Genomic DNA, 22,250 nt, shown 5'->3' with positions numbered 1-22,250 from the left:
CTGAATCGAAATCTCACCCGTGCAGCTTCAGCCCCTTGACGATCTTGTCGATTTCCTTGCGCTCGGCGTGGAGCCCGAGGCCGACAAGGTCGAGATCGTCGGTCGCGACGGCAGCCACCGCCGCGCGGTTGTCGATGTCGTTGCCGGTTGCGAACAGCTCGTTGGTGTAGAGGTGAGCCCGCACGCCGCGCCCCTGGGCGCGTTGCAGTACTTGCTTCAGCTCCTCGCTCGTGGCGGCGAAGATCAGTACCGGCTGCCGGATCAGCGGGCCGTAGAACCGGCCTGATCCGTCGTGGTATGGGTCTCCGGAAATTTCCGGGGTTGCTCCGACGAGCCCGCCGGCCAGGAAGCTGGCGACGTTGAGTTTCTGCCAGGCTGCGAGATTTTCGCGAACCACGAGGGCGATCTTGGTATCGTAGCGCATGGGCTCATCGCTAACCGAGGCCGGGAAGGCCCGTCTTGAACGATCGTGCGGACCGGAGTGGCGGGATTGGATCCGCCTCGGCACCGGCGCGCCCGGGATCGAGCGGATCGAGGCCTTCTTCCGCGGCTACGCCTATGATCCACACCGCCACGACACCTATGCCTTCGGCCTCACGCTCTCGGGCGTGCAGTCCTTCGATTATCGCGGCACCCGGCGAGACAGCCTCAGCGGACACGCGATCGTCATCCACCCGGACGAGGTTCATAACGGGCGTTCCGGCATCGCCGAGGGTTTCCGCTACCGCATGCTCTATGTCGAGCCGCGGCTAATTCGCGATGCGATGGGCGAGCGCGGCCGGGCCTTGCCCTTCGTCTCGGCTGCGGTGTCGCAGGACGCGCGGCTGGCAGGCGCCATTGCGCGCGCGCTGCGCGACCTGGAGATGCCGCTCGATCCGATGGCCGTCGATGACATGCTCGAGCGGCTGGCCGGGGCCTTGCTCGCGCTCGATCCCTCGGCGGCTTGCTCCCGGGCGCAGCGCATCGACCCGGTCGCGCTGGAGCGGACGCGCGACTATCTCGATGCCCACGCGACGGAGGCCGTCGATTCGGCGCGGCTCGAAGCTGTTGCCGGGCTCGACCGCTTTGCGCTGGCGCGCCAGTTTCGCGCCGCCTTCGGCACGAGCCCCTACAATTATCTGGTGATGCGCCGGCTTGACCGCGCCCGCCGCATGCTGGTGCGGGACGTCTCCCTCGCGGACGCCGCCTTCGCCTGTGGGTTCGCAGACCAGAGCCATCTGACCCGCCAGTTCCGCCGCGCTTATGGTGTTACGCCGGGGCGGTGGCGCGCCCTGCAGAAGCGCGTCGAAGGCTAGCGTCCGAACTGCGCCGGCTTGCCCCGCCCGCCGCCTCCATGCTTGAAGCAGCGATAAAAGCGGGCTTCGCGGAGTGTCGGATATGCAGCTTGGAGTGATCGGCCTCGGCCGCATGGGGGCCAACATCGTGCGCCGCCTGATGCGCGCCGGCCATGAATGCGTGGTCTATGACCGCGATCCGAAGCCGGGGCAGGCGCTCGCCGCCGACGGCGCGATCGTGGCGGCCGATCTCAAGGACATGGTCGCCAAGCTCAAGGCGCCGCGCGCGATCTGGGTGATGCTGCCGGCCGGCAAGATCACCGAGGCGACGCTCGCCGAGCTCGCCAGCCTTGCCAGTGCCGACGACATCCTCATCGATGGCGGCAACGCCTTCTGGAAGGACGATGTCCGCCGCGGCAAGGAACTCGCGGCCAAGGGCATCCACTACATGGACATCGGCACCTCCGGCGGCGTCCATGGGCTGGAGCGTGGCTACTGCCTGATGATCGGCGGCGACAAGGCGGCCTTCGACCGGCTGGAGCCGATCTTCAAGGCTCTGGCGCCTGGCAAGGGCGACATCGAACCGACCCGGCATCGCGAGGGCCGCAACCCGACGGCCGAGCAGGGCTATCTGCATTGTGGTCCCACCGGCGCCGGCCACTTCGTCAAGATGGTCCATAACGGCATCGAATACGGCATGATGCAGGCTTTCGCCGAAGGCTTCGACCTGCTCCGCAATGCCTCCGCCAAGGAGGGCCTGCCGGCCGAATACGGCTTCGACTTCGACGTCACCGAGATCGCCGAGGTCTGGCGGCGCGGCTCGGTCGTCACCTCCTGGCTGCTCGACCTGACGGCGGAGGCGCTGGCGGCCGATGAGGAGCTGTCCTCCTACACCGGCAACGTCTCAGACTCGGGCGAGGGGCGCTGGACGGTCGATGCCGCCGTCGAGACGGCGACGCCGGCCGAGGTGCTGACCTCGGCGCTGTTCGCGCGCTTTCGCTCGCGGGTGGACCATACGTTCGGCGAGAAGATCCTCTCCGCCATGCGCGCCGGCTTCGGCGGYCATGTCGAGCCGAAGAAGCAGGGCTGATCAGCGTGATTGCAGAGCATAAGGACGGCGATCCGGCCGTCATCGTCGTCATGGGCGTCGCCAGCTCCGGCAAGACCTCGCTGGGCGAGCGGCTGGCCGCGCGTCTCGGCTGGCCCTTCCGCGACGCCGATTCCTTCCACCCTCCCGAGAACGTCGCCAAGATGGCCGGCGGCACGCCGCTGACCGACGAGGATCGCAAGCCCTGGCTCGCAGCCATCGCCGCCTGGATCGACGATCTCAGGGCGAAGGGCGAGCACGGCATCGTCACCTGCTCGGCGCTGAAGCGCGCCTATCGGCAGGTAATCGTCGGCGACCGCCCAGACGTGGCGCTGGTCTATCTCAAGGGCTCGCGCGAGCTGATCGGCCGGCGCATGGCCGCCCGCCAGCACCATTTCATGCCGCCGGCGCTGCTCGACAGCCAGTTCGCGGCGCTGGAGGAGCCCGGACCGGACGAGCGGCCGCTGGTCGTCTCGGTCGAGGACAGCAAGGACGCGATCGTGCAGGACGTGGTCGACCGGTTGGGCCTCTGACGGCCCGGCCTCACGTCACCTCGAACCAGGTCCAGACGCCGAGGTCGAAGCGTTCCAGCACGGTCGAGGAGATCAGCCAGCGGCCGGGATTGTCGGCAATGAAGGCGATGTGCAGCCTCTTGCGCTCCGGAATCTGTACGGTGTCGAGGAAATAGTTCTCCCAGCCGTCGTCGAGCGGGTGCAGCAGCCGGAAGCTGTGGCCATGGACGTGCATCGGCTGGATGAAGGCGGTGCGGTTGTCGATGGCGATCACCATCGGCGTGCCGCGCTTCGCGCTGAACAGGGGCTTGCTGTCGAGGCTGCCGACCCCGCCATTGATGAGCCAAGGCCTGGCGAGGTCGAGGCCCGAGAAATCCAGCTTCTGGTCGTCGGAGAGCTTCGCGCCGCCTTCGATCACGATTTCCGGGCGCGTCGCATCCTGCATGCGGACAGCTGCGGGCAGCGCCGGGTTGAGCTTGAGCTGGGGAACAGCGGCGGGCGGGACCCTCGGCTCTCCCGCGGTCACGATTCGCACCAGCGGCAGGCCCGGCCCGATCAGGGCGGTGACGTTGACCGAGGCGCCGACTTCCACCGGCAGGTCGAGGATCACGTCGTAGCGCGTTCCCGGCGCGAAGGGCAGTTGCGAGCGGACCGGCTCGAAGCTCTCCGTCGGCTGGCTGTCGACCGCGATCACGGTCGGCTTGCCGCCGTCGAAGCGCAGCCGCATGATCCGGGCGTTGCAGGCATTGGCGAGGCGCAGTCGGATCCGCGCGCCCGGCCTTGCCGTCACCGGCAGGGGCGGCGAGCGGCCATTCACAGTGAGCCAGCTGCCGAGCCGTCCGGCGGAAGCGGCGGGGTTCCCTTGCAGAACGAAGGGCTGAAGCGACTGGTCGTCACCCAGGAGCCAGTCCGTCACCAGCACGGGCAGGTCGAGCTCGACCGCAGGCGGCTCCGGCTCCTCGACGATCAGCAGGCCGCTCAGACCGCGGCCACAAGGCTCCGAGGAGCCGCCGAGGACCAGTGGCCGGTAGAGCAGGGTGCCGCTGTCCGGCGGGGTCAGGCGGATCTCGCCGGTCTCGCCCGGAGGGATCGGCGGCTGGCTGAAGCCGCCGACGCCGTCGCGTGCTGCTGGGCCGCGCAGACCGTAGCAATGCAGCCCGAGCGGAGCGGTGGTCCGGTTCTCCAGTTTCAGGCTCAGCGTTTCGCCCTGCTTGATTCGCAGCGTCGGGCCCGGTGTTGCGCCATCGAAGGCCCAGATCTCGGTGTCGACCGGTGGCGTCGGGCGCAGCCGCGCCTTGGCTGATGCGGCCGTGAGCGCGCGGGGCTGCGCGGCATCCGGCGCTTTCGGTGCGTCGGCCGATGCCTGTGCGAAGCCCTTCGCTGGCGGGAAGAGCCCGGCGCCGCCAAGGCCGGCGAGCACGAGCCGACGGGACGGAAGCGGTGGTCGGGCAGGGCGCGATATCGTCATGGGATATCGCATAATCCGGGCAGGCCTCCGAGGCGAGAGGCGCGGCGGCGCCCGCGGCAAAAACCGTCGCCAAAGGCGTTCTTTGCAGAACCGTCATTTTTTTGCTGCATGGCGCGGCCGAAATGCGTATAGCGCTGCGGCTTGACGATGGCCGCGCTGCGTTTGCTCGCGCGCAGCGCTATCGGGCCGGCGGGCGTGGCGGAATTGGTAGACGCACTGGTTTTAGGTACCAGCGGCGAAAGTCGTGGGGGTTCGAGTCCCTCCGCCCGCACCATCGGCTTGGTTTTTTCGCGAGCGCGGCGGCGGTCGGAACCGGCGTCGCGCTTTGGACATTGAGACGTAAACGAGCTGTTGGCGGTAAAAAAATGAACGTGACCGAAACCCTGTCCCAGGGCCTCAAGCGCGAATTCCAGGTGGTGCTGAACGCCGCCGACCTGAAGACCAGGCTCGACGACAGCCTGCAGGACCTTCAGGGCAAGGCCAAGATCAACGGCTTCCGTCCCGGCAAGGTGCCGGTCGCGCATCTGCGCCGCCTCTATGGCCGTTCGGTGATGTCGGACGTGCTGCAGAACGCCGTCAACGAAGCCAACCAGAAGATCGTCGCCGACAACAACCTGAAGCTCGCCTTCGAGCCGCAGATCCGCTTCCCCGAGAACAAGGAAGAGATCGAGGCCGCGATGGAGGCCAAGGGCGATCTCGCCTTCACCGTCGCGCTCGAGGTGCTGCCGAAGATCGAACTTGCGGACATCTCCGACGTTTCGCTGACGAAGCCCGTCGCCGAGGTTCCTGACGCCGATGTCGACGCCGCGCTGGAGCGCATGGCTGCCGGCAACCGCACCTATTCGCCGAAGGGCGAGAAGTCCAAGGCCGAGAGCGGCGACCGCCTGATCATCTCCTATGTCGGCACCATCGACGGCAAGGCCTTCGAGGGCGGCACCGGCGAGGGGATCCCGCTCGATCTCGGCGGCGGCCAGTTCATCCCTGGCTTCGAGGAGCAGCTCGAAGGCGCGAAGCAGGGCGAGACCCGCACGATCAAGGTCACCTTCCCGGAGAACTACGGGGCGGCCCACCTCGCCGGCCAGCCCGCCGAGTTCGAGGTCACCGTCACCGAGATCCAGAAGGCCGATGCGGCCAAGATCGACGACGAGCTCGCCAAGGCCTTCGGCATGGAGTCGCTCGACGCCCTGAAGACCGCCGTGCGCGAGCAGATCGGCCGCGACTTCCAGGCTCAGTCCCGTCGCAAGCTCAAGAAGGGCCTGCTCGACGCGCTCGACGGCAAGTACACCTTCGAGCTGCCGCCGACCCTGGTCGAGCAGGAGTTCAGCAGCGTCTGGAGCCAGGTCGAGGCCGACATGAAGGCCGCCAACAAGACCTTCGCCGACGAGGACACCACCGAGGACGCCGCCCGCGCGGATTACCGCAAGATCGCCGAGCGCCGCGTGCGCCTCGGCCTCGTGCTGGCCGAGATCGGCGAGCAGGCCAAGGTCCAGATCTCGGATGACGAGGTCACCCAGGCCCTGATCGAGCGCGCCCGCCAGTTCCCGGGCCAGGAGAAGGAGGTCTGGGAGTTCTACCGCAAGAACCCGCAGGCGCTCGCCGAGATCCGCGCCCCGATCTTCGAGGAGAAGGTCGTCGACCATCTGCTCGGCCAGGTGAAGGTCGCCGATCAGACGGTGTCACGCGAGGCGCTCTACGCCGACGACGAGGCTGAGGAGACCGCCGAGGCCAAGCCGAAGAAGGCTGCTGCCAAGAAGAGCAAGAAGGCCGAGGACAAGGCCGACGAAGCCTCCGCCTGAGGCTGCCGGCAACCTTAATTTCAGCATTCGCGCCGCCGGCCTTCGTGACCGGCGGCGCTTCCCTTTTCAGTCACGTTCGGCGTGCTTATGTGAATGTCTTCCGAGACAGCCGCTGATTCGACAAAACCGCCGCAATCCGGCGCACTCATCGAGGACAGATCAATGCTTCGCGATCCGATCGAGACCTACAACAATCTCGTCCCGATGGTGGTCGAGCAGTCGAGCCGGGGCGAGCGCGCCTTCGACATCTACTCGCGCCTGCTGCGGGAGCGCATCATCTTCCTGACCGGCCCGGTCGAGGACTTCTCCGCCTCGCTGGTCGTCGCCCAGCTGCTTTTCCTCGAGGCCGAGAACCCCAAGAAGGAGATCTCCTTCTACATCAACTCGCCCGGCGGCGTGGTCACCTCCGGCCTGTCGATCTACGACACGATGCAGTTCATCCGCTGCCCGGTGACGACGCTCTGCGTCGGCCAGGCCGCCTCGATGGGCTCGCTGCTGCTGACGGCCGGCGCCAAGGACATGCGCTTCGCGCTGCCGAACGCCCGCATCATGGTTCACCAGCCCTCCGGCGGCTATCAGGGCCAGGTCACCGACATCCTGATCCATGCCAAGGAAGTCGAGAGCCTGAAGAAGCGGCTCAATGAAATCTACGTGAAGCACACCGGCCGTCCCTACGAGGACGTCCACAACGCGCTGGAGCGCGATAATTTCATGACCGCGGAGCAGGCCAAGGAGTTCGGTCTGATCGATCAGGTCATCGAGAAGCGGCCGGAAGAGGCGGCCTGAGCCCTGCGACGCGGGGTGTGGAACCTGTGGGTTGGCGCGCCGGCTCACAGGGGCCATATTGAAAGCAGATCGGCCCCGTGTTTGCATGGGGTCGGGGGTGAGCGGACTAGCGCTCCACTATGATCCGGTTTGGATTGGCCCAGCGTATCCGGATGTATCGGAACGGGTCGTTAACCTAATCATCGTGATCTGAGCGCTTATTTATGACGGAGAGACGACGGTTGCATCCGCCTCGGCTGGTGTGGTCCCGGTCTCCGGAACTGGAGATGGACAATGGCTAATAAGCCCGGCGGCGACTCGAAGAGCACGCTGTACTGCTCTTTCTGCGGCAAGAGCCAACACGAGGTCCGCAAGCTCATCGCGGGCCCGACCGTGTTCATCTGCGATGAATGCGTTGAGCTCTGCATGGACATCATCCGCGAGGAATCGAAATCCGCGCTGGTGAAGTCGAAGGACGGCGTGCCGACGCCTAAGGAGATCCGCAAGGTTCTGGACGACTATGTCATCGGCCAGGATCACGCCAAGAAGGTGCTCTCGGTAGCGGTCCACAACCACTACAAGCGCCTCAGCCACGCGACGAAGCACAACGACGTCGAGCTGGCCAAATCGAACATCCTGCTGATCGGGCCGACCGGCTCGGGCAAGACGCTGCTCGCGCAGACGCTCGCCCGTATCCTCGACGTGCCCTTCACCATGGCCGACGCCACGACGCTGACCGAGGCCGGCTATGTCGGCGAGGATGTCGAGAACATCATCCTCAAGCTGCTCCAGGCCTCCGACTACAATGTCGAGCGGGCCCAGCGCGGCATCGTCTATATCGACGAGATCGACAAGATCAGCCGCAAGTCGGACAACCCCTCGATCACCCGCGACGTGTCGGGCGAGGGCGTCCAGCAGGCGCTGCTGAAGATCATGGAAGGCACCGTCGCCTCCGTGCCGCCGCAGGGCGGGCGCAAGCATCCGCAGCAGGAATTCCTGCAGGTCGACACGACCAACATCCTCTTCATCTGCGGCGGCGCCTTCGCCGGTCTCGACAAGATCATTTCGAGCCGCGGCAAGGGCACCTCGATCGGCTTCGGCGCGACCGTCAAGGCGCCCGACGAGCGCCGCACGGGCGCGATCTTCCGCGAGGTCGAGCCCGAGGATCTGCTGAGGTTCGGCCTGATCCCGGAATTCGTCGGCCGCCTGCCGGTCCTGGCGACGCTGGAAGACCTTGACGAGCCGGCGCTGAAGACCATCCTGACCGAGCCGAAGAACGCGTTGGTCAAGCAGTATCAGCGTCTCTTCGAGATGGAGGACACCCAGCTCACCTTCACCGACGAGGCCGTCAGCCTGATCGCCCGCAAGGCGATCGAGCGGAAGACCGGCGCGCGCGGCCTGCGTTCGATCATGGAGGGCATTCTGCTCGAGACCATGTACGAGCTGCCCGGGCTCGAGGGCGTTGAGCAGATCGTGATCGGGCCGGAGGCCGTGGAGAACAAGGCGCGGCCGCTGTTCATCTACGCCGAGCGCGAGGACGAAACCAAGACGGCCTCGGCCTGAGGTTTTCTCAGGCCTTGCGACAACGCGACGCGCGCCGTTGGCGCGCGTTTTGCGTTGTGATGGGCATGGGCTGATCGCAGTGCCGCACTGCGACAGCTCCGTCCGGGACTGAACCGTCGCAGGTCGTGGTTTCCGCCCTTCGCCCGCTGCAGGACAGCGGTGCATGGCCCGGATACCTCGCTTGAAAGCCGGCGAGGAAGTCTCCACTTTAGGTGCACTTGCGAGAGTCGCATGCCTAGCTAGGGTGCGATGCGCAGGGGCGGAGGAGCGAATGGTCGCTCCGGCCGCATACGTCCGATCGCTCCGCCCATCTTGGGGGTCCGCCGGGCGCAACTGCAAAGGAACTGCCATGACTGGCTCGACGCCACGCGCTCCCTTCGTCCCAGGCGAGACCGGCACCTACCCGGTTCTGCCTTTGCGCGACATCGTCGTCTTCCCGCATATGATCGTCCCGCTCTTCGTGGGGCGCGAGAAGTCGATCCGCGCGCTCGAGGAAGTGGTGAAGACGGACGGGCTCATCCTGCTGGCGACCCAGAAGAACGCCGGCGACGATGACCCGCAGACCAAGGATATCTATGAAATCGGCACGCTCGCCCGCGTGCTGCAGCTTCTCAAGCTGCCCGACTCCACCGTGAAGGTGCTGGTCGAGGGCGTCGGCCGCGCCAAGGCGGTGTCCTATTCCGCGACCGAATCCTACTACGAGGCGGAGGCCACCGGCCAGGCCGAGGAGGAAGGCAAGAAGGTCGAGGTCGAGGCGCTGGCCCGCTCGGTCGTCAGCGAGTTCGAGAGCTATGTGAAGCTCAACAAGAAGATCTCGGGAGAGATCGTCGCTGCGGTCTCGCAGATCGACGAGCCGGCCAAGCTCGCCGATACGGTCGCCTCGCATCTGGCGGTCAAGATCGCCGATCGCCAGGGCGTGCTGGAGATCACCAACGTCGCTCATCGTCTGGAGAAGGTGCTCTCGCTCATGGAAAGCGAGATGTCCGTGCTCCAGGTCGAGAAGCGCATCCGCTCGCGCGTCAAGCGTCAGATGGAGAAGACCCAGCGCGAGTACTACCTCAACGAGCAGATGAAGGCGATCCAGAAGGAGCTGGGCGACGGCGAGGAAGGCCGTGACGAGCTGGCCGAGCTGGAAGAGCGCATCGCCCGGACCAAGCTGACCAAGGAAGCCCGCGACAAGGCGACGGCCGAGCTGAAGAAGCTTCGCCAGATGTCGCCGATGTCGGCGGAGGCGACTGTCGTGCGCAACTATCTCGACTGGATGCTCGGCATCCCGTGGGGCAAGCGCTCGAAGATCAAGAAGGACCTCAACGCCGCCCAGCTGGTGCTGGACGACGATCACTTCGGCCTGGACAAGGTCAAGGATCGCATCGTCGAGTATCTCGCCGTGCAGCAGCGCGCCAACAAGCTCGCCGGCCCGATCCTGTGCCTCGTCGGCCCTCCGGGTGTCGGCAAGACCTCGCTCGGCAAGTCGATCGCCAAGGCGACGGGGCGCGAGTTCGTCCGCATGTCGCTCGGCGGCGTGCGTGACGAAGCCGAGATCCGCGGTCACCGGCGTACCTATATCGGCTCGATGCCCGGCAAGATCATCCAGTCGATGAAGAAGGCCAAGACCTCGAACCCGCTCATCCTGCTCGACGAGATCGACAAGATGGGCCAGGACTTCCGCGGCGATCCCTCGGCGGCCCTGCTGGAGGTGCTCGACCCCGAGCAGAACTCGACCTTCAACGACCATTACCTCGAGGTCGATTACGACCTGTCGAACGTGATGTTCGTGACGACGGCGAACACGCTGAACATCCCGCCGGCCCTGCTGGACCGGATGGAGGTGATCCGCATCGCCGGCTACACCGAGGAAGAGAAGACCGAGATTGCGCGCAAGCACCTGATCGCGAACGCGATCAAGAAGCACGGGCTGACCGGTAAGGAGTGGTCGATCACCGACGAGGCTCTGCAGACCCTGGTGCGGCGTTACACCCGCGAGGCCGGCGTCCGTAACCTCGAGCGCGAGATCTCCAACACGGTCCGCAAGGGCGTGAAGGACATCGTGCTTGGCAAGAAGGACAAGGTCGTCGTCGACGAGCCGCTGCTCGAGGAATATCTCGGCCCGCCGCGCTATCGTTACGGCATGGCGGAGACGGAGAATCAGGTCGGTGTCGTCACCGGCCTGGCCTGGACCGAGGTCGGCGGCGAGCTGCTGACGATCGAGGGCGTCATGGTGCCCGGCAAGGGCCGCATGACCGTCACCGGCAACCTGCGCGACGTGATGAAGGAATCGATCTCTGCGGCGGCGTCCTATGTCCGCTCGCGGGCCGTCGATTTCGGGATCGAGCCGCCGCTCTTCGACCGGCGCGACATCCACGTCCACGTTCCCGAGGGGGCTACTCCGAAGGACGGTCCGTCGGCCGGCATCGCGATGGCCACCGCCATCGTCTCGATCCTGACCGGCATCCCGACCAACCGTGACGTCGCCATGACCGGCGAGATCACGCTGCGGGGCAGGGTGCTGCCGATCGGCGGGTTGAAGGAGAAGCTCCTGGCGGCGCTGCGGGGCGGCATCAAGAAGGTGCTGATCCCGGAGGAGAACGCCAAGGATCTGATCGATCTTCCCAAGTCGGTGAAGGACGGCATGGAGATCGTCCCGGTCTCGCGCATGGAGCAGGTGCTGCAGCATGCGCTGACCCGCCAGCCGGTTCCGATCGTCTGGGAAGAGGATCTGAAGGCCGTGCCCGCCCCGGGCCCGGATGATGAGGCGGCGGGCGCCGTCGCCCACTGATCTTCGATCTGAGGAATGAGAGCCGCCGGCGCGCAAGCGCCCGGCGGTTTTCTTTTGGGCGCAAGACTCACCCACGGCTCCAGCCCGGTGGGGCCGCCTGATAAGCCTGGACATCAAGGGAAAGGGTGGTGGGCAGTGACGGGCTCGAACCGCCGACATCCTCGGTGTAAACGAGGCGCTCTACCAACTGAGCTAACCGCCCCCGGCGCTCGCCGTTTAAGGCCTCGGGAGCCGTATCGCAAGCACCATGCGCTTCAAGGCGTGGAGGAATCGCGAGGGCGGACGGAATTCCGCCATCTTGATGGCCAGGGTGACGCGGGTGAACGCGCTATCCCTGATCCGCTCCCGCCGCCGCCGGTACGCCCTTGCCGTCGCCAGCCTATCCGCCGCTTCGGGCCTGGAGCCGGCGCTGGCACAAACCCTGCTACCGGATTCGTTCTTTGTCGGCCGTCCGGCATTCTCCCAGCCGGAGCAGCCCGGCAAGCCTGCGAGCTGTGAGGACATCTCCGGGCAATTGCCCGACTCGGTGCCGCCCGATTCGCGCGTCGACATGGCGATCGCCGGCACGGTGTCCCTGATTCAGACCGATGGCGCGCTCTGGTACGTCGCCGTCTGTGCCGAGCCGGGCGTCCGCGTGCTGTGCGTGACCTACAGCGCCAACGATCTCAAATTGGGCGACAAAGCCATCCTGCGGGGCGGATATAGCCGCCAGGACCGCCGGCACGTGCTGCTCGATCCCTGTCTTGCGTCGCCGGAAACGGAAGGCGGAACGCCTGAACCGTGAATGCCGGCGAAGGGATTTTTCCCCAGCTGTGAATTTGCCGGCATCACGCGCTTGACACTTCCGGCCTGGGGCAATACTCACCACGTCGCTGACGGCGAATGCCTCAGCCGCCCAGCGCGGGCGTAGCTCAGTTGGTTAGAGTGCCGGCCTGTCACGCCGGAGGTCGCGGGTTCGAGCCCCGTCGCCCGCGCCATTTAAATCAAGGGGTTGCATCATGCGCTCCTTTATCCGTTACAAATCCTCAGCCGGCCCCGTTGCAAATTTCATCGCGTTTTGTCCTCGCGAAGCTTGGCCCGCCCCTCTCTCCTTATCGCGTCCACCTCGCGCACCGTCGCCAGGTTGACTGGGTCATAGGTCTTCTGAAGTCGGGCGGAGGCTGCGAGGGTTTTTGGCATCTTGGTCGTTACGGCTTGGGCGTCCAACCCGCCCACAGTCGCCTCGACAGTTCCCGACCGTCGCATGTCGGACAGCTTGCGATCCTCGGCCTCGCCGAACTCCGCCGTGCGAATCGTCCGGAAGTCCTCAGCGAGCTTGTTCTTCGTGTAGGGCGAGGGCGGCTGAGGCTTGCCTCCCTTCGGCATCATGGGGCGCCACGCGTCCTGAAGATCGGGACATGCGGCATCGCTCGAACGCAAGGTTAGCGATGTAGGAGTCGAGCGCCAGGTCGCCCGCTTGCCGAGCGAAGCCGCTGCGGCCCTCCCTGTCTTGGTCCGCGCCAGCGAGAAGATTGCGCCCTGAACGTCGTCGGCTCGCTGGCCGGTCGTCAGAGAGCGCAGGTCGATAGGGGAGAGCTGGCTGTCCCATGCCGTGGCCATGTAGGCGGCGAGTCCCTTGTGGCCCACCCGCTGGGCTCGCTTGCAGAGCCTGACGACCTCTCCCTCGGTCCAGACCGCTTGGCGCGCGTCTGGAGCCTTATTGCCGAAAATGAGCGAAGGGTCAGCGTCGAGTGCACAGTAGCCCATCGCCGACATCTTTTTCCAAAGGGCCCGCCAGACTTTGATGAAACGTAGCGCTCAGATCGAAACTAGCTTCTCAATCAACGGCGCCAACCCGGTAGCCTCGCCGGTTCTCTCGTCGAACGACAGGAACGCCTCGGGTTGGATGGTCTTCGGATCAGTGTCGCCCCATAGCGGGTCTATCCAGTGCCAAGCACGAGGCCGGTCGTCGCGTGCTTGGCCTGCTGCCGGTTTCGTGGACACCGAGATTGGGTGTTTCATGAACCCGGAGGTGGGGTATGCGGCGAAGACAGTTTGGGCGTGAGTTCAAGATCGAGGCGGTCCGCCTGATCAAGGATCGCGGAGTGAGTGTGGCGCAGGCGTCTCGGGATTTGGATGTCCATGAGAACCAGCTGCGCAAATGGGTGAAGCTCTTCTCGGCCGATCCTGCGCAGGCCTTTCCCGGCCACGGTCAAATGAAGTCGGAGCAGCTTGAGATCGAGAAGCTGCGGCGAGAGGTGGCCAAGCTCAAGGCGGAGCGCGACATCCTAAAAACGTATGGCCCGCCCCGTCTGCAAGGGTGTCGTCTGGTTGGCATGATCGGTCTGCATCAACGTATCCGGTCTCAGGGGCTGGCCCTGGCCAAGATGGATATCCGCGCGTCCCGGGTCCTCATAAAAGCCACGGCGTCGGGCGCCGCATTTAGGACCAGGATCTCCGAGCCGCCGGTCTGACCGTTATGCCATCTGTCTTTCACCTCTCGCAGATTTCGGGCGGCCGGGTTCGGCCAGCCGCATTCCTCGCCGATCAGGCTGCCGCAGCGGCGCCTGGATCGAAGTTCTTCCCGTGGCGTAGAACCGCCCAGATAACCCGAGCCAGTTTTGCGGCCAGCGCCACGACAACGACGTTCGTATGGGCCCGAGCCAGCATGTTTCTCAACCAGTCACCCATTCTCGTCGACTTGGCGGCTAAGTGTGGCAGGGCCGCGCGTGCGCCGTGGATCAGCTGTTTGCGCAGGTAGCGGTTGCCGCGCTTGCTGATGCCCAGCATCTTCGTCTTGCCGCCGGTAGAGTGCTGGCGCGGTGTCAGACCAAGCCAGGCCGCGAGGTCTCGCCCTCTGGCGAAAGCACTGCCATCGCCTACGGCTGCCAGAAGAGCCGTAGCGTTGATCACGCCGATACCGGGAATCCCGGACAATCGACGCGCTTGAACATCGTCACGCGCAAGGGCTGCGAACTCGGCGTCGTAAGCCATGATCCGCTGATCGAGAACCGCGCACTCATCTCTTAGGTCCTTGACCAACTCCCGGGTGCGGGGGCTGCTTGCCAAGCCGTCGGCGCCAACCTCGTCCAGGCGTCGCATGAGGACGCTTCGCCCCTTCGGAAGGATGATCCCGCGTTCGAGCAGGACAGCTCGAAGCTGGTTGATCAGCGCCGTTCGAGCGAGCACCAGGCGTTCACGCGCCCGATGCAGGGCCTGGAGGTCGAGCTGGGCCTCGGTCTTGAGAGACACGAACCGCATGGTCGGCCGCGTGGCCGCCTCCGCGATCGCCTCCGCGTCTCGATCGTCGGTCTTCTGCGCCTTGACGTAGGGCTGCACGTACTCAGGGGACATCAATCGCACCTGGGGTCCTCGATCCGCAAAGGCGCGCCCCAGGAAGTGCGCGCCGCAACACGCCTCCATCGCGACGACGCACGAAGGCAGCTCGGCAGCGAACGCCACAAGGCGCTCTCGTGTCATCTTCCGACGCAGGATGACTGCGCCGGTCGCGTCGAGACCGGCGAGGCTGCAGCTGTTCTTGCCGAGATCGATTCCGAGCACGGCTATCGGAGTCCTAGTCATCGCCCTCTCCTCCAGGTTCCGGTGCCAACATGGCGCCAGAGGGAGGGGCGGGCCATTCCATAAAGGCCGCAGCCTACTTCGCGTAGGACGTGACATGAGGTTCACGTTCATTACGAAGCACCGGGGAATCTGGCCGGTGGCATGGCTTTGCGAAGCGCTGGATGTGTCGCGCTCGGGCTTCCATGCCTGGCTCAACCGATCGCCGAGCAGGCGTGCACGCGACGACGAGGAGATCGGCAACAGGGTCCGGGCAAGCTTCCTTGGTTCGGATCGGACCTATGGCGCCAGGCGCGTCTGGCGGGACGTGCTGGCGGAAGGCATCGATTGCGGCCTGCATCGCATCGAGCGGCTGATGCGTGCCCAGGCTTTGCGTGCCAGGCCGCGTCGGCGCAGCCTTCCGAGGGATGAGGGCCGGCGATCGGCCATCGCCCCGAATACGCTCGGCCGGGAGTTCCACGCCGAACGGCCCAACCAGCGCTGGATCGCCGACTTTACTTATATATGGACCGCGGAGGGTTGGCTTTACGTTGCAGCGGTCATCGACCTCTTCTCCCGCCGGGTGGTGGGTTGGTCGATGAAGGCTGAGATGACCGCCGGCCTCGTAACCGATGCGCTAATGATGGCGATCTGGCGTCGGGGAAAACCTGATGCCCTGCTGCACCATTCGGACCAAGGCAGTCAGTATGCCAGCGAGCAGTTCCAGAAGCTCATGACCGACAACGGCGTCACCTGCTCGATGAGCCGCGCGGGTAACGTCTGGGACAATGCCGCGATGGAGAGCTTCTTCTCGTCGCTGAAGACCGAGCGGATCAGAGGCAGGGTTTACCGGACACGCGACGATGCTCGCGCCGACGTGTTCGATTACATCGAGCGGTTCTACAACGCCGTTCGCAGGCACTCGACCATCGGCTACATCAGCCCGGCCGAGTTCGAAAAGAAGGTCGGATTAGCCTAACCGACTGTTCACAAACCGGCAGCAGGCCAGTTTGCTGATCCTTAGTCTGCTTCAGCCCTTGTTTCGCGAACTCCCCAGTGCGGATCTTGATCACGCGCTGATAGGCCGCGCCTGCAGTTCCGGCGGCATAGCCTGGTTTGGCGGCTTTCGCGTGTCCCTTTCGAACCGTATCCCAGTCGGCATTCAGCTCGATCGCTCGCCGCTGATACTCAGGCGGAGGGAGGTTCTGGTTCCCGACAAGCATGCCAGGGCCAAAGGTGATGAACTTGAAGTCGTGCGGCGTCATGATCTGCGATGGCCTGTAGCGCCATAGGTTTCTCATCAGAACCAGATGGCGGATTTTATCTTGCCCCATTTCGAGCTCGAGGTTCATCGGCGCCTCTAAGCCAACATAGCGAGGCGCTCGGCGATAACATCACGAGCATCGCGCTCAAGCCCGAAGGCGTGAGGGCCGATTACCTGATCACCACGGTCGAGGGCCTGCTCGTCGGATACGGAGCCCTCACAGCCGGAGGCGTCGGCCCGACAGCCAACGCCATCGCCATGCGTTGGCTCGAATGGTGAGGCTTCCCCCTGTCCTCGGTCGATGTGGGCGGTTCTGTCGTCTTCGTCGTCGGCCTCTGTGGCATGACCGCCTACGACGCAGTGATCCGCTGGGTGCAGCGCTGGCGCGATGGGCCACCTTCGTTTCCCCATCCTCCGGTGTAGAGCGACCGCCCATTGGAAGATTCGCCAAGGAAATATCGCTTGCGCGATCGTGCGGCGCTGTGCACCTGAAGCGTGCGCATTACCGGCATCATGTCGGCTGGCGTTTCAGGATTTTCATCATGCCTATGACTACGACACGCCGCACTGCCGCCGCGGCCTTTGCGTTGACGCTCGTTTCCCTCTCTGCCTCTGCTCAGGCCACCGACCCCGAGATGACCTGCGCGGATTATCTCAAGACCGTCGTGGCCAGTGGCGGCACGCCGAAGACCGGCGACGCTGCCATGGACAAGATGGCCGCTGAGGTCGATGCCAAGATGAAGACCTACTGCACCGCAAACCCAAAGGAGAAGGCGATGGACGCCGCCATGAAGGTCATGGGCGGTTGAAGGTTCTGGCCCTGCGGTCGTCCGCGGCGGCGGGGCCGGTTACGCGACGCCAGTGGCGATGACACTCATCCGGAAATGGCTCGACCTCTGGGCCTATCCGACAGGCGATATCGAGGGTTCGGTCGGCTTCGCTGCTCGGCCTCGTCGGTATGACGGTTTGTGACGCAGTGATCCGCTGGGCGCGCTGCTGGCGGGATGGCCCGCCGTCTATCCCGATGCCCCCGAAATCGGGCGGCTGAACGCCGCAAAACGGACTGGCCGGCCTAGCCGGCTGCCTTCGGGCGTTTCCTCCCTAAACTTGGCTGCCGTCATCCTTCAGGGTGGCGCCGGCTTTTTGCGTTCGCGCCAACGTCCAAGATGGGTCGATAGCCGACCTACGGATGACTGCGATCAGAAGATGCGGACAAAGCTTTTGCACGTCGCCAGGTAGCCGACCAGGTCATGATTCCCAACGACCAGCCAGCCAGAAAGCCGAGGGCGCTGACGGCAAACATTGCCATCCCACGGGCGGCGGGCGGGCCTGCTGCCTCCTCGAGCATCAGAGGCCCATGCCACTCGGCGAACACTACGTAACCATCAGTGCTGCGATGGTGAAACAGGAAGGGTCATCCCGGCGCAAAAGCCAGGTTGGCGGGCTCGAAACAGAGCAATCGCTTCCATTCATGCAGTCCGACGCCGCCGTGTTCCATGGCGCCATACATAAACCAGCGGAGCCCCTGAGCTTCAGGTGCTCGTCTGTCCATGAGCCAGCGGGCCACCTCGAGGAACAGAAATTTCAAGGCTCCGGTTTTTAGATAGTCACCGTGGCACATGATCTCGTGCGTGCGGCACATGTCACCGACCCGTCTCAGCGAAACATGTGCGATCAGCCGCGCACCACAATCTTCGTGAACGAAAGCGCCCCACGTCAGTGTCCAATGCGAGGCGCAGGGAGGCGCCGTAGGTTGCTCCCGTGAATCGACGAGGCCTGCCCCAGAACTGACCCATGCTGACAGGACTGGGCCACCGGATCTGAAGCGTTTGGACGCGGCAATGGCTGCAATGCTTGCTGCATAACCGTCCGCGTGGATTGGCACGCAGCTGACACCGAGGCGTGCGGCCTTTTTGGCGGCACGCACGATATTGCCGCGAGAGCGCTTTGAAACGGCTCGCATATAGGCGTCCGATGTCGGAAAACGACCCATATCAACCAGCATCGCAGTTGGCACGACCCAGCGCCGAAGGCCCGTTTGAGGCGCATTGCGGCGATGGAACCGACGCGCGTCGGCAACAATAAGACCGCATAGCGGGTGTCCGCAGCAGTGCGGCGTTTCGGGATGAAGATGCGCTACTGGTAGGATCTCGCCTGGCTTCAGGCCGTAATCCCGCAACCGCACCTTTCGGGTCGCCGATAGCCAGGGATCGATCGACTGATGTAACATGCTGGTGAGCGACTTTGCGAGCGCCATGGCGTGTTGATCAAACCGTCTTAGAAGCCAGAAACCGTCGACAATACTCGTCAATTCGCCATAGGTGTGCCGCCCCGGCAAGTCTTGGATCAATCTATAGCCGTTGGCGATCGACCTCGGCCGGAAACCGCACCTCGCACTCGTGCTTCCATTCCTCCGACCACGTGGACACCTCGCGGCCGGCGAAAACTGAGAACTCCGTGGGCGGGTTGTCAGGCGGGTAGGGCATGCGCCGGCCGTGCCAGATTCGCGTGCTGCCCGAAATGGGCTGACCGTCAGTCCAGACAACAGGTTATCATTTTTCCCGATGGAAGCGAGAGGCACTCGTCCTCGTAATGGACCGGTGTCCCGTCCTCCAGCGAGTATGAGACGGTCGATAGCCCCGGCTTGTTCTGCCAAACGATCACCGTGTAGCGGTTGCCTTCATCGTCCTGGCAGCGCTCTCGATAGAGTTCTCGCCTGCTCGCCGGGGGCCGGCGTACGGGGACGATGGGGGTTTGCACTATGACCCATGGCGCTTAGCTGCGAAGCGACTTGTCAGCCTGGAGGCGCTTCTTCAGAGCGTCGAAGAGGTTGACGACATTGGCCGGCCGTCCGTCCTCGCGAGTAGCAGAAACCCGCGCGCCCCTCCGGCGCTTCTTCGACGCGATCAGCTTAAGCAGGTGTGCTTGCACCGGATCCTTGACCATCTCCGGCGACCAGTCTGCGGTCTTCGATTTGATGAATTTCTGCGCCAGATCGAGCAGTTCGGGCTCAGGCTTCTCCCGCTCGATGCTGGAGAAATACGCTTGCTCGTCGCGGACTTTGTCGCCGTAGCGGAGCGTCCAAAGCACGATGCCGCGGTCGCGGGCTTCGAGCATGACGGCGCGCTCCCGGCGATACAAAACCACGCGTGAGATGCCGACCATCTTGGACGCGGTCATAGTGTCGCGGATCACCGAGAAGGCTTCTTCGCCGACATCGCAGTCCGGAACGAGGTAGCGGGGACTATCGAGATAGAGCCACGGAATCGAGTCGCGCGGCACGAACTTGTCGATGTCGATCGTGCGGACGGTGTCGAGCCGCACCGCTTCAAGCTCCTCATCCTCTATGACGACGAAGCGGCCGGCTTCGGCCTCGTAGCCTTTGGCCTGGTGATCGGGCCCGACGGGTTTGCCGCTGTCGGCGTCAACGTAGCGGCTGACGATCCGGTTGCCGGTTTCGCGGTTCAGTGTGTGGAACCGGACTTTACTCGCTTTCGGATGTCGCCGGCGACATCGCGACCGGGCAGGTTACCAGCGACAGTTTGAGATAGCCCTTCCAATAGGTTCGTTCGGCCATGACAACGCAACTCCGGCAACGAAACGACGGACTCAATGCCGGGCGAACGAATCAGTTCCGCGAGGCGGGAACATGTGCGGTGGCCCGGCATTGAATCGTGTTGTTGCGCGCGGGGTGGGGGCCATGGTCGCGGCGCGTGCGAACTGAAAAGGCTATCTGAAGTTTGGCGAGATCAGCTGCCCGGTCGCGCCCTATACCGGGGCCAGCACATCGGAGCGCATTTCGTTCCACATGATCAATCGCGATACCGGCCATCGGGTGCGGCGCGAATTCGTCGATCCGGTTACGGATGAGCCGGTCGACCGCGAACACCAGATCAAGGGCTTCGAGATCGACAAAGACCGCTACGCCGAGGTTGAGCCCGAGGAAATCGCAAAGTCGGTTCCAGAGAGCAACAAAACCCTTGCCGTCGCCGCTTTCATCCCCTGTTCGGGCGGCAAATCTGCGATGTCGATCCCGTTCCGGTGGTGGCCACAATCGTTGCAGTAAATCTCGATCCGGCGAAGCCCCAACTGCTGATGGCCGGAGACGGTCGCCGGTGAGAGTTCCTGTCCGTCCTTGTCGTAGGCGCGACGTGCGTTGCGCTTCATAGCGCTCTGATCTGCTCCTCGAACTCCTCTGGGATGGCGCCGTGGCGGGCGAGGACGTCGATGGAAGCAACCTCGCCGGTCTCGTCGTCAGCGACGACGTGCACGACCGCCACGCCTTCGGCAATGCGTCCAAGCCGCTCGCCCTCATTCAGCGCGTGGTGCTTGGTTTTCGCCAGCACGCGCTGCGCCGGAACCAGCTTCTTTCGATGCGTCTTGAATGGCTGCAGGAAGAAGGTATCGACGTTCATGGCCTGACTCCCAGGGGCGGTTTGTTCTTAAAATGTTCTGATACTCGAGGGCGCAAGCCATGTCACCCGAACCCGCACCCGAAACCGACTTGGCGAATGAAATCGAATGCGAAAGCAACGATCTGGTCGCTGAGTATGGCGGCGAGCGGGCCGCGCTACGGGCAGTTCTGCACGATTTCGCCGTTCTGCTCGCCGACGCCGATCGTTCCGTCTCGCGCGGGTCCGTCAGACGTTCGACTTCGGCGAGACGAGAGTGGTGATAGCTGGTGGAGACCTTTGCTCGCCTCGCCCGGCATGCCAAAATCAGTAGCGCGCGCGCCTATGCGACTGTGGATCCCAGCACCGCGATGGCTATGCCTGTGATAGGCTCCAGCACGGGGCGGTCGTCGGGCCGAGCCCGCGGTTCCAGAGGAGCCCCCGGACGCGACGCAGGCCGCCGGGGCCGAGGGCATCGCTTTCTACATCGACAGGGAAGGCTGCGTCGGACTCGGCGCCCCCTGGGAGTTCAGTTGTGCTCGACGCGCCGTCACTGAATAACGGGCGTGGTTGATCGCGAGGACCATCGTGGAATCGCCGCCCGAGCGGCCGGCGGCACCCACGGCTTCGTCGATCAGGCGATGAAGCGAGTGCTCGAGCGCCTCCAGCGTCTCGGCATCGGCGCCTCGGGCTTGATCGGCGATCTGGATCAACTGCCCGATCCGCTTCTGCTCCTGGCGCATCCGCCCCGTCTTCGCACGCCCGATGATGATCGTGGCTACCGAGCCGAGGATGCTGAGGACAGCGGCGGCGAGATAGAAATAGCCTTGGATCTCATCGAAAAAGCTCTGTTCGCCGTTGTTGAGATAGTTGGCGACGCCGGGATGGATCGGCAGGATTGGATTCTTGGCATCAGGGTCGGGCGCTTCAATCTGGCTCGCCAGGGGTGTGAGCGCGACCAGCTTGGGCTTCGACGTGAACAGGGTCCGGCCGATCGCCCCGGCGACGAGATCGAGCATCCTGTCGGGCGCGACGAGCCGATAGGTTACCGAGAGCGTCGTCACGGTGTCGTCGGGGGTTTCCGGGCGAGCTCTGAAGGCACCTTCCGGCACATCATAGGACTCGAAGGCCGGAAAACGCCGATTGAAGGCATCCCCGTCGGAGAACGCCAGGATCGTCGGCGTTCCCGCCGTTCCCCTCGCCATGGCCAGCACGGCGCCGACCACATCCCCCGGTCCGACCGGGCCGACGGCAAGAATGGCGGCGATATGCCGTTGATGAACGGCGGCGACCATCTCCTCGGGCGACAGGAAGAGCCGTTTCACCTCATGCGGCGCGACATTGTAATAGCCCAGGATGAGGTCGAGCAGCGCGGCGTTGACCTCCTGCAGGCGCCCTTGCGGAATTGCGATCGTCTTGCCGGAGAGTTTGTCGATACTGTCGATGGCCGATTTCGGCGGCAGCACGAACGCGACGACGTCGCGGCGCAGAATCGCGATGGTCTGGCCATTGATCGGCGGCGAGACGTCGCTGCGGATTATGGCGAGATCGGCAGCGCCGTTTTCGATCGCTCTCGAACTGGCAGCCAGGTCGTCGACCTGAACCGGCTGGAGCTTCACGCGGGGATGATCCCTGGTCACCTCGGTGATGAGGGCACCGATCAAGCGCTGGGCATCCGTGCCGAAGGCGCCCGTCGTCACCCGCAAAGTCGCGTGCGGGGACCAGAAATGGACTGCGGCCGCGATAGCGGCGATGACGAGGAGAGCCCCTGTCCATAGGGCAAATCGCATGACCCTGGTCCCCCGTCTCATGCGGCG

General features: G+C 64.6%; 19 protein-coding genes, 3 tRNA genes and 4 pseudogenes. 15 read left to right on the top strand and 11 right to left on the bottom strand.

Annotated elements, in window-relative coordinates; all coding sequences use genetic code 11:
* Positions 1-13 precede the first annotated feature (13 nt).
* Positions 14-424 (bottom strand): DUF2000 family protein, encoded by a 411-nt coding sequence (locus tag AB4Z10_RS10615; protein ID WP_441470357.1) that lies wholly within the window; start codon positions 422-424, stop codon positions 14-16.
* Here AB4Z10_RS10615 and AB4Z10_RS10610 point away from each other — a divergent pair.
* From AB4Z10_RS10610 to AB4Z10_RS10600, 3 genes are all read left to right on the top strand, one after another.
* Positions 423-1,295, top strand: coding sequence for an AraC family transcriptional regulator (locus AB4Z10_RS10610; protein WP_441470356.1), 873 nt, complete (start codon positions 423-425; stop codon positions 1,293-1,295). The genes AB4Z10_RS10615 and AB4Z10_RS10610 overlap by 2 nt on opposite strands.
* A 73-nt stretch (positions 1,296-1,368) precedes the next feature.
* Complete coding sequence (gene gnd, locus AB4Z10_RS10605; protein WP_441470355.1) at positions 1,369-2,364, top strand: phosphogluconate dehydrogenase (NAD(+)-dependent, decarboxylating); 996 nt, start codon at positions 1,369-1,371, stop codon at positions 2,362-2,364.
* 5 nt (positions 2,365-2,369) lie between these two features.
* The gene (locus AB4Z10_RS10600) at positions 2,370-2,894 is read left to right on the top strand and encodes a gluconokinase (protein ID WP_441470354.1); all 525 of its coding nucleotides are present in this window, start codon (positions 2,370-2,372) and stop codon (positions 2,892-2,894) included.
* Between the two features lie 10 nt (positions 2,895-2,904).
* On the opposite strand, the gene AB4Z10_RS10595 is transcribed toward AB4Z10_RS10600, so the two are convergent.
* Positions 2,905-4,341 carry a multicopper oxidase family protein gene (locus tag AB4Z10_RS10595; protein WP_441470353.1) on the bottom strand — a complete coding sequence of 479 codons (1,437 nt, stop codon included), beginning with the start codon at positions 4,339-4,341 and terminating at the stop codon, positions 2,905-2,907.
* A gap of 189 nt (positions 4,342-4,530) precedes the next feature.
* On the opposite strand from AB4Z10_RS10595, the gene AB4Z10_RS10590 reads away from it, so the two are divergent.
* From AB4Z10_RS10590 to lon, 5 genes are all read left to right on the top strand, one after another.
* Positions 4,531-4,615: transfer RNA gene (locus AB4Z10_RS10590), tRNA-Leu, on the top strand.
* 91 nt (positions 4,616-4,706) lie between these two features.
* Positions 4,707-6,137: a trigger factor gene (gene tig, locus AB4Z10_RS10585; protein ID WP_441470352.1), complete on the top strand. Its 1,431-nt coding sequence runs from the start codon at positions 4,707-4,709 to the stop codon at positions 6,135-6,137.
* 162 nt (positions 6,138-6,299) lie between these two features.
* Complete coding sequence (locus AB4Z10_RS10580; protein WP_441470351.1) at positions 6,300-6,923, top strand: ATP-dependent Clp protease proteolytic subunit; 624 nt, start codon at positions 6,300-6,302, stop codon at positions 6,921-6,923.
* 273 nt (positions 6,924-7,196) lie between these two features.
* Entirely contained in the window at positions 7,197-8,465 is a 1,269-nt protein-coding gene (gene clpX, locus AB4Z10_RS10575) for an ATP-dependent Clp protease ATP-binding subunit ClpX (protein ID WP_441470350.1), read from the top strand.
* A 349-nt stretch (positions 8,466-8,814) separates the two neighbouring features.
* Complete coding sequence (gene lon, locus AB4Z10_RS10570) at positions 8,815-11,241, top strand: endopeptidase La (protein ID WP_441470349.1); 2,427 nt, start codon at positions 8,815-8,817, stop codon at positions 11,239-11,241.
* A gap of 126 nt (positions 11,242-11,367) precedes the next feature.
* On the opposite strand, the gene AB4Z10_RS10565 is transcribed toward lon, so the two are convergent.
* Positions 11,368-11,443: transfer RNA gene (locus tag AB4Z10_RS10565), tRNA-Val, on the bottom strand.
* Between the two features lie 45 nt (positions 11,444-11,488).
* Between AB4Z10_RS10565 and AB4Z10_RS10560 the strand changes: the two genes are divergently transcribed.
* Complete coding sequence (locus AB4Z10_RS10560) at positions 11,489-12,025, top strand: hypothetical protein (protein ID WP_441470348.1); 537 nt, start codon at positions 11,489-11,491, stop codon at positions 12,023-12,025.
* A gap of 116 nt (positions 12,026-12,141) precedes the next feature.
* A tRNA-Asp gene (locus tag AB4Z10_RS10555) sits at positions 12,142-12,218 on the top strand.
* A gap of 70 nt (positions 12,219-12,288) precedes the next feature.
* On the opposite strand, the gene AB4Z10_RS10550 is transcribed toward AB4Z10_RS10555, so the two are convergent.
* Entirely contained in the window at positions 12,289-12,996 is a 708-nt protein-coding gene (locus AB4Z10_RS10550; protein WP_441470347.1) for a hypothetical protein, read from the bottom strand.
* A gap of 263 nt (positions 12,997-13,259) precedes the next feature.
* Here AB4Z10_RS10550 and AB4Z10_RS10545 point away from each other — a divergent pair.
* Positions 13,260-13,514: pseudogene (locus AB4Z10_RS10545) on the top strand (transposase); the annotation flags it as partial.
* A gap of 253 nt (positions 13,515-13,767) precedes the next feature.
* Here AB4Z10_RS10545 and AB4Z10_RS10540 read toward each other — a convergent pair.
* Complete coding sequence (locus AB4Z10_RS10540) at positions 13,768-14,802, bottom strand: IS110 family RNA-guided transposase (RefSeq protein WP_441470346.1); 1,035 nt, start codon at positions 14,800-14,802, stop codon at positions 13,768-13,770.
* Between the two features lie 61 nt (positions 14,803-14,863).
* Here AB4Z10_RS10540 and AB4Z10_RS10535 point away from each other — a divergent pair.
* Positions 14,864-15,757 (top strand): annotated as a pseudogene (locus tag AB4Z10_RS10535) (IS3 family transposase); the annotation flags it as partial.
* Here the strand turns inward: AB4Z10_RS10535 and AB4Z10_RS10530 are convergent.
* On the bottom strand, positions 15,717-16,130 hold the full coding sequence (locus AB4Z10_RS10530) for a hypothetical protein (RefSeq protein ID WP_441470345.1): 414 nt from the start codon (positions 16,128-16,130) through the stop codon (positions 15,717-15,719). The pseudogene AB4Z10_RS10535 and the gene AB4Z10_RS10530 sit on opposite strands and share 41 nt — an antisense overlap.
* Before the next feature lie 454 nt (positions 16,131-16,584).
* Between AB4Z10_RS10530 and AB4Z10_RS10525 the strand changes: the two genes are divergently transcribed.
* Complete coding sequence (locus AB4Z10_RS10525; protein WP_441470344.1) at positions 16,585-16,851, top strand: hypothetical protein; 267 nt, start codon at positions 16,585-16,587, stop codon at positions 16,849-16,851.
* A 605-nt stretch (positions 16,852-17,456) separates the two neighbouring features.
* Here AB4Z10_RS10525 and AB4Z10_RS10520 read toward each other — a convergent pair.
* The 3 genes and pseudogenes from AB4Z10_RS10520 to ku all read right to left on the bottom strand — a co-directional run bounded on the left by AB4Z10_RS10520 (position 17,457) and on the right by ku (position 19,619).
* Positions 17,457-18,299 carry a hypothetical protein gene (locus tag AB4Z10_RS10520; RefSeq protein ID WP_441470343.1) on the bottom strand — a complete coding sequence of 281 codons (843 nt, stop codon included), beginning with the start codon at positions 18,297-18,299 and terminating at the stop codon, positions 17,457-17,459.
* A 94-nt stretch (positions 18,300-18,393) separates the two neighbouring features.
* Positions 18,394-18,528: a DUF7696 family protein gene (locus AB4Z10_RS10515; protein ID WP_441470342.1), complete on the bottom strand. Its 135-nt coding sequence runs from the start codon at positions 18,526-18,528 to the stop codon at positions 18,394-18,396.
* A 289-nt stretch (positions 18,529-18,817) separates the two neighbouring features.
* Positions 18,818-19,619, bottom strand: a pseudogene (gene ku, locus AB4Z10_RS10510) (non-homologous end joining protein Ku).
* A gap of 156 nt (positions 19,620-19,775) precedes the next feature.
* Between ku and AB4Z10_RS10505 the strand changes: the two are divergent.
* A pseudogene (locus AB4Z10_RS10505) lies at positions 19,776-20,048 on the top strand (Ku protein); the annotation flags it as partial.
* A gap of 157 nt (positions 20,049-20,205) precedes the next feature.
* On the opposite strand, the gene AB4Z10_RS10500 reads toward AB4Z10_RS10505, so the two are convergent.
* Positions 20,206-20,457 (bottom strand): hypothetical protein, encoded by a 252-nt coding sequence (locus tag AB4Z10_RS10500; protein ID WP_441470341.1) that lies wholly within the window; start codon positions 20,455-20,457, stop codon positions 20,206-20,208.
* A 59-nt stretch (positions 20,458-20,516) separates the two neighbouring features.
* Here AB4Z10_RS10500 and AB4Z10_RS10495 point away from each other — a divergent pair, with 59 nt between their 5' ends.
* Positions 20,517-20,717 (top strand): hypothetical protein, encoded by a 201-nt coding sequence (locus AB4Z10_RS10495; RefSeq protein ID WP_441470340.1) that lies wholly within the window; start codon positions 20,517-20,519, stop codon positions 20,715-20,717.
* 198 nt (positions 20,718-20,915) lie between these two features.
* Here AB4Z10_RS10495 and AB4Z10_RS10490 read toward each other — a convergent pair whose 3' ends face one another.
* Positions 20,916-22,223 carry a TAXI family TRAP transporter solute-binding subunit gene (locus tag AB4Z10_RS10490; RefSeq protein WP_441470339.1) on the bottom strand — a complete coding sequence of 436 codons (1,308 nt, stop codon included), beginning with the start codon at positions 22,221-22,223 and terminating at the stop codon, positions 20,916-20,918.
* Positions 22,224-22,250 lie beyond the last annotated feature (27 nt).

The organism is Allobosea sp. RAF48 (assembly GCF_052114025.1).
Classification (GTDB): Bacteria; Pseudomonadota; Alphaproteobacteria; order Rhizobiales; family Beijerinckiaceae; genus Allobosea.
This window is presented reverse-complemented; position numbering and strand designations above follow the sequence as displayed.

Bases quoted from the DNA above. Each gene is read 5' to 3' on its own strand.
- AB4Z10_RS10500 (WP_441470341.1), bottom strand. From the start codon at position 20,457: ATGAACGTCGATACCTTCTTCCTGCAGCCATTCAAGACGCATCGAAAG.
- AB4Z10_RS10515 (WP_441470342.1), bottom strand. From the start codon at position 18,528: ATGCCCTACCCGCCTGACAACCCGCCCACGGAGTTCTCAGTTTTCGCC.
- AB4Z10_RS10580 (WP_441470351.1), top strand. From the start codon at position 6,300: ATGCTTCGCGATCCGATCGAGACCTACAACAATCTCGTCCCGATGGTG.
- AB4Z10_RS10540 (WP_441470346.1), bottom strand. From the start codon at position 14,802: ATGACTAGGACTCCGATAGCCGTGCTCGGAATCGATCTCGGCAAGAAC.
- AB4Z10_RS10560 (WP_441470348.1), top strand. From the start codon at position 11,489: ATGCGCTTCAAGGCGTGGAGGAATCGCGAGGGCGGACGGAATTCCGCC.
- AB4Z10_RS10525 (WP_441470344.1), top strand. From the start codon at position 16,585: ATGCCTATGACTACGACACGCCGCACTGCCGCCGCGGCCTTTGCGTTG.
- clpX (WP_441470350.1), top strand. From the start codon at position 7,197: ATGGCTAATAAGCCCGGCGGCGACTCGAAGAGCACGCTGTACTGCTCT.
- lon (WP_441470349.1), top strand. From the start codon at position 8,815: ATGACTGGCTCGACGCCACGCGCTCCCTTCGTCCCAGGCGAGACCGGC.
- AB4Z10_RS10520 (WP_441470343.1), bottom strand. From the start codon at position 18,299: ATGGCGCTCGCAAAGTCGCTCACCAGCATGTTACATCAGTCGATCGAT.
- AB4Z10_RS10615 (WP_441470357.1), bottom strand. From the start codon at position 424: ATGCGCTACGATACCAAGATCGCCCTCGTGGTTCGCGAAAATCTCGCA.
- AB4Z10_RS10610 (WP_441470356.1), top strand. From the start codon at position 423: ATGGGCTCATCGCTAACCGAGGCCGGGAAGGCCCGTCTTGAACGATCG.
- AB4Z10_RS10495 (WP_441470340.1), top strand. From the start codon at position 20,517: ATGTCACCCGAACCCGCACCCGAAACCGACTTGGCGAATGAAATCGAA.
- AB4Z10_RS10530 (WP_441470345.1), bottom strand. From the start codon at position 16,130: ATGAACCTCGAGCTCGAAATGGGGCAAGATAAAATCCGCCATCTGGTT.
- AB4Z10_RS10490 (WP_441470339.1), bottom strand. From the start codon at position 22,223: ATGCGATTTGCCCTATGGACAGGGGCTCTCCTCGTCATCGCCGCTATC.
- AB4Z10_RS10595 (WP_441470353.1), bottom strand. From the start codon at position 4,341: ATGACGATATCGCGCCCTGCCCGACCACCGCTTCCGTCCCGTCGGCTC.
- AB4Z10_RS10550 (WP_441470347.1), bottom strand. From the start codon at position 12,996: ATGTCGGCGATGGGCTACTGTGCACTCGACGCTGACCCTTCGCTCATT.
- tig (WP_441470352.1), top strand. From the start codon at position 4,707: ATGAACGTGACCGAAACCCTGTCCCAGGGCCTCAAGCGCGAATTCCAG.